This is a genomic window from Rhizobium sp. R339 (genome assembly GCF_002211395.1).
Classification (GTDB): Bacteria; Pseudomonadota; Alphaproteobacteria; order Rhizobiales; family Rhizobiaceae; genus Rhizobium.
Genome location: NZ_LOKV01000018.1, coordinates 1 through 11137, shown reverse-complemented (window position 1 = coordinate 11137; position 11137 = coordinate 1). Strand labels below are relative to the sequence as shown.

Annotated in this window: 12 protein-coding genes; 10 read left to right on the top strand and 2 right to left on the bottom strand. The window is 58.1% G+C overall.

Features of this window, described 5'->3' with window-relative positions:
* From ATY76_RS19135 to ATY76_RS19115, 5 genes are all read left to right on the top strand, one after another.
* Window positions 1–1049: acetoin dehydrogenase dihydrolipoyllysine-residue acetyltransferase subunit (locus ATY76_RS19135; protein ID WP_088676323.1), on the top strand; the 1049-nt coding region annotated here is incomplete at its 5' end.
* A 49-nt stretch (window positions 1050–1098) separates the two neighbouring features.
* Window positions 1099–1854 carry an SDR family NAD(P)-dependent oxidoreductase gene (locus ATY76_RS19130; protein WP_088676322.1) on the top strand — a complete coding sequence of 252 codons (756 nt, stop codon included), beginning with the start codon at window positions 1099–1101 and terminating at the stop codon, window positions 1852–1854.
* Between the two features lie 87 nt (window positions 1855–1941).
* Window positions 1942–2349, top strand: coding sequence for a heme-binding protein (locus tag ATY76_RS19125; protein ID WP_004673727.1), 408 nt, complete (start codon window positions 1942–1944; stop codon window positions 2347–2349).
* A gap of 54 nt (window positions 2350–2403) precedes the next feature.
* A complete protein-coding gene (locus tag ATY76_RS19120) occupies window positions 2404–2853 on the top strand; it encodes an OsmC family protein (protein WP_088676321.1) in 450 nt (149 codons plus the stop codon).
* A 13-nt stretch (window positions 2854–2866) separates the two neighbouring features.
* Complete coding sequence (locus ATY76_RS19115) at window positions 2867–3160, top strand: putative quinol monooxygenase (RefSeq protein WP_088676320.1); 294 nt, start codon at window positions 2867–2869, stop codon at window positions 3158–3160.
* 39 nt (window positions 3161–3199) lie between these two features.
* Here ATY76_RS19115 and ATY76_RS19110 read toward each other — a convergent pair whose 3' ends face one another.
* Window positions 3200–4111: a LysR family transcriptional regulator gene (locus ATY76_RS19110; RefSeq protein ID WP_088676319.1), complete on the bottom strand. Its 912-nt coding sequence runs from the start codon at window positions 4109–4111 to the stop codon at window positions 3200–3202.
* Window positions 4112–4213: 102 nt separating this feature from the next.
* On the bottom strand, window positions 4214–5044 hold the full coding sequence (locus tag ATY76_RS19105; protein ID WP_088676324.1) for a putative hydro-lyase: 831 nt from the start codon (window positions 5042–5044) through the stop codon (window positions 4214–4216).
* A 401-nt stretch (window positions 5045–5445) separates the two neighbouring features.
* Here ATY76_RS19105 and ATY76_RS19100 point away from each other — a divergent pair, with 401 nt between their 5' ends.
* The 5 genes from ATY76_RS19100 to ATY76_RS19080 all read left to right on the top strand — a co-directional run.
* The gene (locus ATY76_RS19100; RefSeq protein WP_088676318.1) at window positions 5446–6558 is read left to right on the top strand and encodes an extracellular solute-binding protein; all 1113 of its coding nucleotides are present in this window, start codon (window positions 5446–5448) and stop codon (window positions 6556–6558) included.
* Between the two features lie 27 nt (window positions 6559–6585).
* Window positions 6586–7662, top strand: coding sequence for an ABC transporter ATP-binding protein (locus tag ATY76_RS19095; protein ID WP_088676317.1), 1077 nt, complete (start codon window positions 6586–6588; stop codon window positions 7660–7662).
* The gene (locus tag ATY76_RS19090; RefSeq protein ID WP_088676316.1) at window positions 7655–9385 is read left to right on the top strand and encodes an ABC transporter permease subunit; all 1731 of its coding nucleotides are present in this window, start codon (window positions 7655–7657) and stop codon (window positions 9383–9385) included. The genes ATY76_RS19095 and ATY76_RS19090 overlap by 8 nt, the downstream gene beginning before the upstream one ends.
* Before the next feature lie 29 nt (window positions 9386–9414).
* Entirely contained in the window at window positions 9415–10299 is an 885-nt protein-coding gene (locus ATY76_RS19085; protein ID WP_088676315.1) for an alpha/beta hydrolase, read from the top strand.
* A 126-nt stretch (window positions 10300–10425) separates the two neighbouring features.
* Window positions 10426–11137: thiamine pyrophosphate-dependent dehydrogenase E1 component subunit alpha (locus ATY76_RS19080; protein ID WP_088676314.1), on the top strand; the 712-nt coding region annotated here is incomplete at its 3' end.

Genomic DNA, 11137 nt, shown 5'->3' with positions numbered 1-11137 from the left:
TCGGCGAGGGGGGCAGCGTCGCGCGCGGTCAGGAGATCCTGGAGATCGAGACCACGAAAGTGACGAATGTGCTGGAAGCCTCCGCCAGCGGTACGCTGAGGCAGATTGTTCTGGCCGAAGGCACGACGGCCCCGGTCGGTGCGCTGGCCGGCGTGATTGCCGACGAGAGCGCCACGCAAGACGAGATCGACGCCTTCATCCAGAGCTATGCCGATCGGATCGGCCGCGGCGAAGACGGCGAGGGGGGGCTATCTCTCCCACGCAAGGTCACGGTCCCGGGCGGTTGGCTGAACCTGCTGGAAGCTGGTGAGCCGAGCGACGACACCGTGCTCTTCCTGCACGGCTTCGGCGGAGATCTGACGACCTGGCTCTTCAACCAGCCGGTGCTGGCCGAAACGATGCGGACGATCGCAGTCGATCTTCCCGGTCACGGCGATTCCTCGCCCGTGGCGGGCAGCAATGTCGTTGACGAGATTGCCACAGCGATCGAGGAGGCACTCACCCCGATTGCTTCCGGAAGGATCCATCTGGTCGCGCATTCTTTCGGCGGTGCCGTTGCTGCGGCTCTGGCGGCACGTCTGCCGTCGCGCCTCGGATCGTTGACGCTGATCGCACCGATTGGCCTGAGCAAGGAGATGAGCCGGGACTTCCTTACCGACTTCATCGCCGCCGAGCGCCGGCGCCCGCTGCAGGCTGTCCTGGAGCGGCTGTTTGCCGATCCGTCCAAGATCACCAACGACATGGTCGAGGGCACGCTGCGCTTCAAGCGGCTGGAAGGTGTTCCGGAGGCGCTTTCGGCCATTGCGGACGCCATTGCCGGCGACGGCGGCCAGAAGCAATCGATCGGCGCAGCGCTGAGCGGCCTGTCATGCCCGGTGACGCTGATCTGGGGTGACCAGGACCAGATCGTGCCGGTGCCACAGCAAGGCGAGATCCCCGCCAACGCCACCTTCGTCAACATCCCCGGGGCCGGCCACATGCCGCAGATGGAAGCCGCAGCCATCGTCAACAACGAGATCACCAAAACTATCGCCAAGGCCGGGGCCTGAAGGCCGCAAGCGCAATCGGCCATTATCGAGCAACAGGAAAGGAAATGCGATGTCAGGGCGTCTTTCAGGAAAACGGGTTTTGCTCACCGGTGGGGTCGCAAACATCGGCCTTGCGATCCTTGAGCAGTTCATTGCGGAAGGGGCGACCGTCAGCGTCGTGGATATCGACGCCGAGCGGGGTGCGGCCGTCGAGAAGCGCTTCGGCAGCGCGGTGAAGTTCATACGCGCCGACCTCACGCAGGAATCAGAGATCAAGGCGGCAATCTCTCAAGCGGCCGAATGGATGAAGGGCATCGATACGCTATGCCTCAACGCTGGCATCCAGCTTTCCGGCAGGTTGGAGGATTTCAGCACCGGCGACTGGGATAAGGTCTTCGCGATCAATGTCAGGGCGAATTTCATCTTTGTTCGTGAGTCCGTGCAGGAGCTTCGGAAGTCCGGCAAGGCTTCCGTGGTGCTGATGTCGTCCCTCGCAGGCAAGCGCGGTGCTGCCGGTCTTCTCGCCTATTCATCATCCAAGGCCGCAGTGATCGGCCTGACGACGACGCTGGCGATTGAGCTGGCGCGCGACGGCATTCGCGTCAATGCCGTATGCCCGGGCTGGATCGACACGCCTTTCAACCAGCCGGTCATCGACTTCATCGGCGGGCGCGAAAAGCAGGAAGCACTTGTTCCCCTGGTCATTCCGCTCGGCCGGCAGGCGCGGCCCGACGAAGTCGCTCCCCTGTTCGTGTTCCTGGCATCCGATGAGTCCTCCTATGTGACCGCGCAGGCGATCAACGTGGATGGGGGGATCTACAATTAAGCATGAACCAGCGTGCTGCGGTCGGTCTCTTCGCCAGACAGCAGCACACAACATTGCTTTCCAATAGGCTCAGATCGAGGAACCACGATGGTCAGAATTATAACGCATGAAGAAGCCTTGAATGCCATTGCCGCGGGCGCTGCGAAAGTCAGGGAGATCAAACAGCCCTCGTCCCTGGCAATTGTAGATCTCGGCGGCAACCTTCTCGCTTTTCTACGGGTCGACGACGCCGCACTTTCAACGGTGCAGATTGCTCAGAACAAGGCCTGGACTTCGCTTGCTCTGCGCTCGCCTTCCGGTCAGTGGATGGAGGCGGTTCAGCCGAATGCTCCGCTTTATGGCCTGGAATCGGTCGGCGCGCGACCGTTCGTGGTCTTCGGCGGCGGCCTGCCGATCACTCGCGACGGCAAGGTCGTCGGCGCCGTGGGCGTTTCGGGCGGCCCGGTAGACGACGATCTCGCGATTGCCGAAGCAATGCTGGCGGCTCTCGGCTAGGGGAAACATGTCTGCGACCTTCACGGCGCAAAATCGGGTTAAAGGGTGACAAGGATGTCAGAACATATCGTTCGACTTGAGTGGGAAGCCGTCCCACACGAACAACAAAAGAAGACGTACAGCCGTGACCACAAGGCGATCATCAGCCCAACGGTTACCATTCCAGTCTCTGCCGCCGCCGAATATCTCGGTAACGCGTCTCTGGCAGATCCGGAACAATTGCTGGTGAACGCCTTGGCGAGCTGCCATATGCTGTACTTCCTCGCCATATGCGAAGGCAGCGGCTATGCAGTGACCGCTTATCAGGACGAGGCTTCCGGAAGGGTGTCGAAGAGCCCCGAGGGCGGCATGTGGGTCTCCGACATCGCTCTGCGTCCCAAGGCGATCTTCGGCGGCGAAAAGCAACCCGATCGCGAGACGCTCCGGCGCCTCCACGATCGGGCGCACAAGGGATGCTTCATCGCAAATTCGATCAAGTGCCACGTATCCATTGAGATTCAGTGATCTGGAGGTCAAAATGAAGAACAAACTTGTTGTGGTGGCGACCATCGTCGCTCATGAAGGTAAGGAAGATGCGGTGAGGGACGCGCTGCAGACGCTCGTTCCCGTCGCAAAAACAGAGCCTGGCTTCGTCCAGTATGATCTCCACCAGTCGAATGATCGGCCCGGCGAGTTCCTATTCTACGAGATCTGGGACGATGAGAAGGCGCTCGATGTCCACAACAACACGGACGCGATGAAAGCCTTCGGCGCCAAGCATGGCCATCTGTTCAAATCGGTCGTGCTTGAGAAATATAGCCGAATTTCCTGATACGTGGCTCGGCTGGCCGGCGGCATCGCCGGCCAGCTTTTAGCGGGCGACGTGCTTGCTTCCAGCAGCGCCGTTGTTCGCCACTGCCTGTGCAAGTTTGGCAACCACACCGCTCAGTGGCATATCCGGGCGAGGGATGAAGCTTGCTGTGAATGACAGGACGGGCAAGGTCTCTTCATGGGCCAGCAGGCGCAGACGGCCACTCTCAAGGTGTTCGAGCGCAACTTCCTTTGGAATTGCTGCAATTCCCAGGCCATCGAGCGCCATGCGAATAATCGATGACAGTGATGAGTTCGCGAATAGACGGACACCTGTGACACCGGCCCTGCGAAAGATTTCTTTCAGTTCCGAGTGGGGTCGTGTGTGGCGGGCAAAAGTGATGATTGGATATTCGGCGAGCTTTCTAAGGCTCATGCTGGCGCCAATCTCGGGAAAGTCTGAACGGGCGACGAAGTCCAGCGGGTAGCTGCAAAGATGAATGTTCGTCACGTGCCCGGCAGTGATCGGGCCCATCAACAGCGCCACATCGATCGCATTATTGAGCAGTGCATCGGCGAGGCCCGCCGAAGCGTCGACGTCGATCGCCAGCGTTATTCCAGGATATTCGACGCTGAGCCGCTTTAGAAGTTCGGGTAGCCACGTGTGAACAATGGTGTCGGAAACGCCAAGATGCAAATTGCCGCGCAGGGCGCTATCGCCAGCGATCGCCGAGACAAGCTCCACGCGGAGCGCGATCATTTGCTCGACATATCGTAAAAGGTCACGCCCTTTGGCCGTCAGATGACTGCCGTGCTTGTTGCGATCGAATAGCCTGACATTCAGATCCTGCTCAAGCTGGGCTATTCGTGCCGATACCGCCGGTTGCGTGGTGTGGAGCTTCTCTGCGGCACGGTTAAAACCGCCGGTCTGTGCGACAAAGTAAAAAGTCTCCAAGGTACGAAGATCAATCATGCCGTTCCCCAGTGCGGTGCGCCGGCGCAGAGAGCACAGGACGATAACAGATCCTTCGTGTCTACGGGCAGGCGCGCCCGTGAGGCGAGCCCGATTGCGCTGTCACAAATCTGGTGCAGAAAAACGAAACTTTCCAGTGATTAGATCATCGTCGGGGATATCGGTGAGCAGCATGCATCCCGGTGAGTGGGTGATCGCGATCGGTGGCTTTGCGTTAGCCAGGGCCACCTGCGGCGTGACACCGCACGCCCAGAAGACTGGAACCTCTCCTTCTCTGATTGGTACCGGATCGCCGTAATCAGGATTGGTTATGTCTGCGATTCCGATCGCTGACGGATCACCGAAATGAACCGGCGCACCGTGAACCTGCGGCATCCGAGAGGTAATCTCGATTGCGCGAATGGCCTCCGCAGGCTTCATCGGACGCATCGACGCGACATACTGGCCCGAAAAGCGCCCTGCCGATACGCATTGGATATCGGTCTTATACATCGGCACGTTTGTGCCGAGTTCAATGTGGCGGACATTAAGACCGGCACCCAGCAGCGCCCATTCAAACGAGAATGAGCATCCGATCAGGAAAGATACGAAGTCGTCCTGCCAGACACTTGTAATGTTCTCCACTTCCCCGACCAAATTTCCGTTGCGGAAGATCCGGTAGCTCGGCACGTCGGTACGGATATCGATGTCTCGTCCGGCACCAGGTAGCGACGGATCACCCGGCCGACCCACCGCCAACAGCGGGCAGGGTTTGGGATTTGCAAGGCAGAAATTCAAGAAATCCTTCGCCCATTCTCTTGGTAGGATGACAAGATTGCCTTGTGCAAACCCTCTGGCCATTCCCGAGGTCTGGCCGCTGATAGTACCGGATCTTGCACCTGCACGAATGGCTTCTGGCGGGTGCTCCGCAGCGCTATTTGAAGATAGCAACACCAATTGTTTCCTCGACGATCAACAATGTCTCGGTTTTTATTGGCTCGTCAGTCGCAGGCGTCAAATTATGAATTTGAATGTTCGGTGATCGATTTTCTTTATCGAACCTGCGTTAGATCGCGCGCCGCCTGGTGATCAGCATTCTTTATTACAGGTTATCGTGAATTGCGATTTGACCGTCGGATGCAAGAGCGGGAGGATGATGAGGCTGAACGGTAGGAGGCCCGTCAGCAAACGCCTGCCGGACGAGAGGACGTTCGGGCAGTCAAAAAGCATCCCCATTCATATTCGCTGGGCCCAAAACATGGCCGGCAACGACATTTGGATCATGAACCGAACTGTCGTTAGTTAGGCTAGATTTGAAGGCTCCCTGGACCAATGACAAAAAGGGAACTCGTAAAATGACCAGAGATTCGACACGCTTTACCGCCAGCCGTCGCCAGGTTTTGAAAATTGGTAGTGGGCTCGCCGCCGCAGGTTTATTTACCCCCTTCCTCGCCTCCGCCACCCGTGCGGAAGAGGAGCCGATCACGCTTCTGACTTGGGAAAGTTACGACGAGCCGGAGTGGATCGCCGAATGGGAGAAAGCAAACGGCACGAAGATCAAGCCGGTCATCATTTCTTCGCTCGATGAGGTTTTTGCGCAGCTTCAGTCCGGTGCGGTAAAGCCGGATGTGGTCTATTCAGAGGCCTCAACAGCCGGCCGCCTCAAGAAGGCCGGCCAGATCGCCCCGTTCGATCTATCGAAGGTCCCCAATGTCGCCAACATTCTTCCCGGACTGAACTGGAAGGATCCGCTTTCGGTCGATGATACGCTGATGGGCATTCCGCTGCATTGGGGTACCCAGCCGCTTCAATATAATGCTGACGTTATCAAGGAAGCTCCGACGAGCTGGGCCGCCCTTTGGGATAAGAAGTATCAGGGAAAGGTCACCATCTTCGATGACGCGACCGTCACAATCCCGATGATTGCTCTCTACGTCGGGGCGAAGGATCCGTTCAAACTCAGCGAGGACGAGTTTGGCGCGGTTACGAAGGCACTTCGCGAATTGCGTCAGCAGGTTCGCGTCGTCACGCGTGGCTTCGACGATGCGGCAAACGTATATGCTTCGGGCGAGGCGCTTCTCGGTTACTGCCACAACGTCACAGTCGTGAATACGCTGAAAAAGAAGGGCCTGAACGCGAAGTACTCGCTTCCGAAAGAGGGAACCCCTTCCTGGATCGAGGGAACTTATGTCACGCCCAAGGGACAGCGGGATATCGTCTACAAGTTCCTGAATGACACGATGTCCGTCGAGTGGCAGGCGCGGTTCATGAAATTCTCCGGCAGCAATGGCGTTCTGACGCCAGAGGCGGCACGCAAGGCCGGCCTCACCGAAGAGGAGCTCAAGAACACGAACATCCTCGATTCCGAGGATCCCGCGTTCAAAAGCAACCTGGTGTTTTTCCGAGAACCGGAAGATGTCGAGCGGCGCATCCAGATCTGGAATGACTTCCTCGCTGGTACGCTTTGAGCCGATACGCGAACGCGGAGAAGACAGATGGGTACCTCCCAGACAACGGTGCTTTCGCTTGAAGGCGTGTCGAAAACCTATGAAGGCGCAAACAAGCCTGCGCTCGACGACGTTTCCTTTGCCGTAAGAAGCGGAGAATTCTTCTCAATTCTCGGTCCGAGCGGTTCTGGAAAGACAACCATCTTGCGAACAGTTGCAGGGTTCGAGCATCCGGACCGGGGTGCGATTACGATGTCGGGGCATGCCATGAACGGCGTCCCTGCGTTCAAGCGCGACGTACGCACTGTCTTTCAAAGCTACGCTCTTTTCCCGCACCTCACGGTGCGGGAAAATGTTGAATACCCACTACGGATGCGTGGCGATGCGAAATCCGGCCGATCTGCTGCGGCGATGGAAGCTCTGTCACTCGTCGAGATGTCTGGGTTTGCCGACAGGCTTCCACATCAGCTGTCAGGGGGGCAGAGGCAAAGGGCGGCTTTGGCAAGATCAATCGTCTCAAGGCCGAAGCTGCTGCTTCTCGACGAACCCCTCGCTGCGCTGGATCTGCGGCTTCGTCAGCAGATGCAGCACACGCTCGTGGCTCTGCAAAAGGAACTCGGTATCGCATTCATGTATGTGACACACGACCAGGGCGAAGCGTTGTCGATGTCGGATCGCGTGGTCGTGCTCAACGAAGGAAAGATCGCGCAGCTCGCGACACCGCGCGAGATCTATTTCGCGCCGAACAATGAATTCGTTTCCCGATTTGTCGGCCGGTCCAATCTCATCCCGGTGACATTTGAAGCCGCTGGAAATGGTGCGGTCGCGCACGTCGAGAATGTGACGCTGCCGGGTCTCGTTGCTTCACGCTGCGGCGCGGCGCGTATGGCAATCCGCTATGAGGCCGTTCGGCTCAGTGAAAACGTTGCTACGCCATCTCCAGGTACGCTTCATGGAACCGTTGAAGACGTTTTGTTCATGGGAACGAGCTGCGAGGTCAACGTTCGCTGTGGTGCGATAAACGTCATCGGCTTAGTGCCTGCAGCTCACAATTCATCGCTGGAAGTCGGACAGCCGGTGCAGGTCAACTTTGATCTGCAGAATACGCAGGTGTTCTATGACTGATAATGTCGCACCCACCCTCACGAAACCTTTGCAGGCTTCACCGCTGGGCTTCAGGATCAGTCTCAATCTGGCAAGCGTGCCGGTCCTTGCCTGGTTGCTCCTGATCGTTGTCTTGCCGAACGTGCTATTGATCGGCGTGAGCTTCCTAAAGGCTTCGGGCGGGGTCATCCTCCTTGAGCCATCGCTTATAAACTATGCGCGGATCTGGAACTCCGCCGGCTTTTGGGTTTTGCTTACGCGCACCTTGTCATTCAGCTTTCTTGGCTGCGTTCTCGCAACTGCGATCGCTTTTCCCCTGGCCTTTTACGTCGGTCGGATGGCAAGGCGCTATAAGACCCTGCTGACCGTGCTGGTTGTTCTGCCGCTCTGGATCAGCCTTCTGATGCGCATTTTTGCTTGGCGCATCATTCTTGGCCAGTCGGGCGTTCTCAACGCAGCCCTGGTCTCCAGCGGTATTCTTGATCAGCCGTCCGATGCCTTCCTTTATAGTCCAACCGCGGTCGTAATCGTATTCGCCTACATCTCCGTCCCATTCATTTTCATTTCGACAATGGGAGCTTTCGAGAAAATTCCCCGTGATCTGATCGAAGCGTCGCAAGACTCTGGCGCGACACCAATCCAGACATTTCTCCACTTGATCTGGCCGTTGACCCGTCGCAACTTCGCCATCGGCTTTTCACTGGCATTTCTCGTGACAGTCGGCGATTTCGTCACGCCAGCGATGATTGGCGGTATCGACGGCACGACGCTCGGTGTCGTCGTCTCTACTCAGTTCGGCTTTGCCAACAACTGGCCATATGGCGCAGCAGTTGCGGTTGCGCTTATGATCAGCGTAGCCCTCCTTCTCGGCACGATAATCACAATATTGCCGACGAAGGGCGTAATGCTCAGCGAAGAGGCCGGAGGCACATTGCCCGAAACCAACTCTTCGCGGCGCGGCACCGGTCGTCGCCTAGCGAGCGTTGGCGTCGTCGCGTCTATCGTCTACCTTTATGCACCGCTCGCGATCATCGTCCTGTTTTCGTTCAATTCCGTCAATTTACAGATCTTCCCGCTGCAAGGCCTTACCCTTCATTGGTATCGAGAACTCCTCCAGGATCAGTCGTTGCTGGAAGCGGCCCGACGATCGGTGATCGTGGCACTCTGTGTCGTGACGATGTCGGTGATGCTCGGAACCATTTTCGCGCTGATCATTCATTATGCCAGATTGAAGGGCGCTCGCTTTTTCGAACTCGCCTTTGCACTGCCAATCGCCACACCCGGCGTCGTGCTCGGGATTGAGATGGTCCTTGGCACAGAAATATTCTCGATTCCCTCTGGCGTTGCGCGAATTGTCATCGGGCAGATGAGTTTCGTTATGCCGGTGACGATGCTGCTGTTGCTTGTACGGCTGCGACGCCTCGATCCGAGCCTCATGGAAGCCTCCTTGGATCTTGGCGCCAATCGTTGGCAGAGCTTCGTCCATGTCTTGTTTCCGATGATCCGCGGGACGATTGTCGCCGGTGCCTTTCTCGGACTCACGCTATCTGCCGACGATGTGATGGTGACCTTGTTCTTGTCGGGTGGTGCGCCAACCCTTCCGATCTGGGTGTTCAACCAGCTCCGTTTCGGCTTCACACCCTCGGTGAATGCAATCTTCTCGCTGCTCCTCTTTGCGTGCCTCTTGGTCGTTGGATTCGCCACATGGAGAACCAGCGCCAGACTCGCAAAGGCAGCGGCTTAATCGCTCGATAATCGATAGGGAGGTTCACAATGGACATGCAAGACTGGCGCTCCACTGGAATTGAAGGTTTCGGTCGCGGCTTTCTGACCGTCGAAGGTGTTCGAATTCACTACGTCTCAGGGGGACGAGCAGACGGAAACACGATCGTCCTCTTTCCCGGCTTTCCGCAAAGCTGGTATGCGTGGCGGAAGATTCTGCCCCTACTCGGCGAACGCTACCGCGTCATTGCGCCTGACCTGCCGGGGCAAGGCGATTCCGATCGGCCATTATTTGGATGCGATACGCTTTCGATCGCGCGTCTGATGCGGGAGTTCACCAGAAAGCTCGGAGTCGAGACCCATTATCTGGCCGCTCATGATATTGGAGCGTGGGTCGCCTATCCTTATGCGGCTTCCTATGGCGAGACCGTCCGTGGCCTCGCGATACTCGACACCGGCATCCCTGGAATTAGTCTGCCAGATACACTGCCGTGGTCCCCAGACACCGCGTGGCGAACTTGGCACGTGGGCTTTCACAATCTCCCTGATCTGCCCGAGGCTCTTATCCGGAACCGCGAGGACATTTACCTCAGATGGTTTTTGCAGCGCAAAGCCGCGAGCCCGGCGTATTTTTCCGAAGACGATTTCAACGAGTATCTTCGGGTTTTTCGCAACAATGGCCTGATGGGTGGGCTAGCTTACTATCGCGCCATTTCCCAGTCGGCGGACCAGAATAAAGAACTTAGCAGTCGCGGCAAACTCGAGATGCCGGTTCTCGCAATTCGCGCCGATCAAGGCTCGATGCCAGATCTCGTGGCTCAACTGCAGAAAATTGCAACCGACGTCTCAGGCACCGCAATCGAGCACTGCGGCCACTATTTGGCTGAAGAGCAACCCGCGGCGCTCGCCGACACGTTGACGCGTTTCTTTCCCTGACGCGCCGACGGAGCATTGAATGCGTCCACCTCTCCCAAGACGGGTTGGACAAGCAGGACTGCGGATGTCGGCGGACATCCGCAGTCGGACGCCACAAGAGATGATGAAGATCTGCCGGAGGATAACATGTCGGGTTTACAACTTTCGCAGGACAAGCTGATTGCGGTCTATCGGAGCATGCGAATGATCCGCCGCTTCGAGGAGCGGGTGATGGAGGAGATGGCAACCGGCGACATTCCGGGCAACACCCATCTTTATGCGGGCGAGGAGGCGAGCGCGGTCGGCATCTGCCTGCATCTTCGCGAGGACGACTACATCTCCTCGACCCATCGCGGCCACGGTCATTCGATCGCCAAGGGCGTGGATATCGACAGCATGATGGCCGAGCTGTTCGGGCGGGCGACGGGGACCTGCGGCGGCAAGGGCGGATCGATGCACATTGCCGATCTGCGCAAGGGCATGCTTGGAGCGAACGGGATCGTTGCGGCCGGCGCGCCGATCACCTGCGGAGCGGCGCTCAGCGCAAAGCTGCTCGGGACCGGCCAGGTTGCGGTCGCCTTCGCCGGCGACGGGGCGATGAACGAAGGCGTCATGTCCGAGAGCTTCAACCTTGCGAAGATCTGGAACCTGCCGATCGTCTTTGCAATCGAGGACAACGGCTTTGGCGAGGCGACGGCCAACGAGCATGTCTCGGCCGGCAGCTTCACGCGACGCGCCGAAAGCTACGATATCCCGTCGATCGAAGTGGATGGCACCGATGTCTTCAAGGTCTATGCCGCGGCAGGCGAAGCGATCGAGCGCGCCAGGAACGGCGGCGGCCCGACGATGCTGCACATTC

Coding starts and splice junctions, on each gene's coding strand:
- ATY76_RS19090 (WP_088676316.1), top strand. CDS start 7,655: ATGACTGATAATGTCGCACCCACCCTCACGAAACCTTTGCAGGCTTCA.
- ATY76_RS19115 (WP_088676320.1), top strand. CDS start 2,867: ATGAAGAACAAACTTGTTGTGGTGGCGACCATCGTCGCTCATGAAGGT.
- ATY76_RS19125 (WP_004673727.1), top strand. CDS start 1,942: ATGGTCAGAATTATAACGCATGAAGAAGCCTTGAATGCCATTGCCGCG.
- ATY76_RS19130 (WP_088676322.1), top strand. CDS start 1,099: ATGTCAGGGCGTCTTTCAGGAAAACGGGTTTTGCTCACCGGTGGGGTC.
- ATY76_RS19085 (WP_088676315.1), top strand. CDS start 9,415: ATGGACATGCAAGACTGGCGCTCCACTGGAATTGAAGGTTTCGGTCGC.
- ATY76_RS19110 (WP_088676319.1), bottom strand. CDS start 4,111: ATGATTGATCTTCGTACCTTGGAGACTTTTTACTTTGTCGCACAGACC.
- ATY76_RS19100 (WP_088676318.1), top strand. CDS start 5,446: ATGACCAGAGATTCGACACGCTTTACCGCCAGCCGTCGCCAGGTTTTG.
- ATY76_RS19120 (WP_088676321.1), top strand. CDS start 2,404: ATGTCAGAACATATCGTTCGACTTGAGTGGGAAGCCGTCCCACACGAA.
- ATY76_RS19095 (WP_088676317.1), top strand. CDS start 6,586: ATGGGTACCTCCCAGACAACGGTGCTTTCGCTTGAAGGCGTGTCGAAA.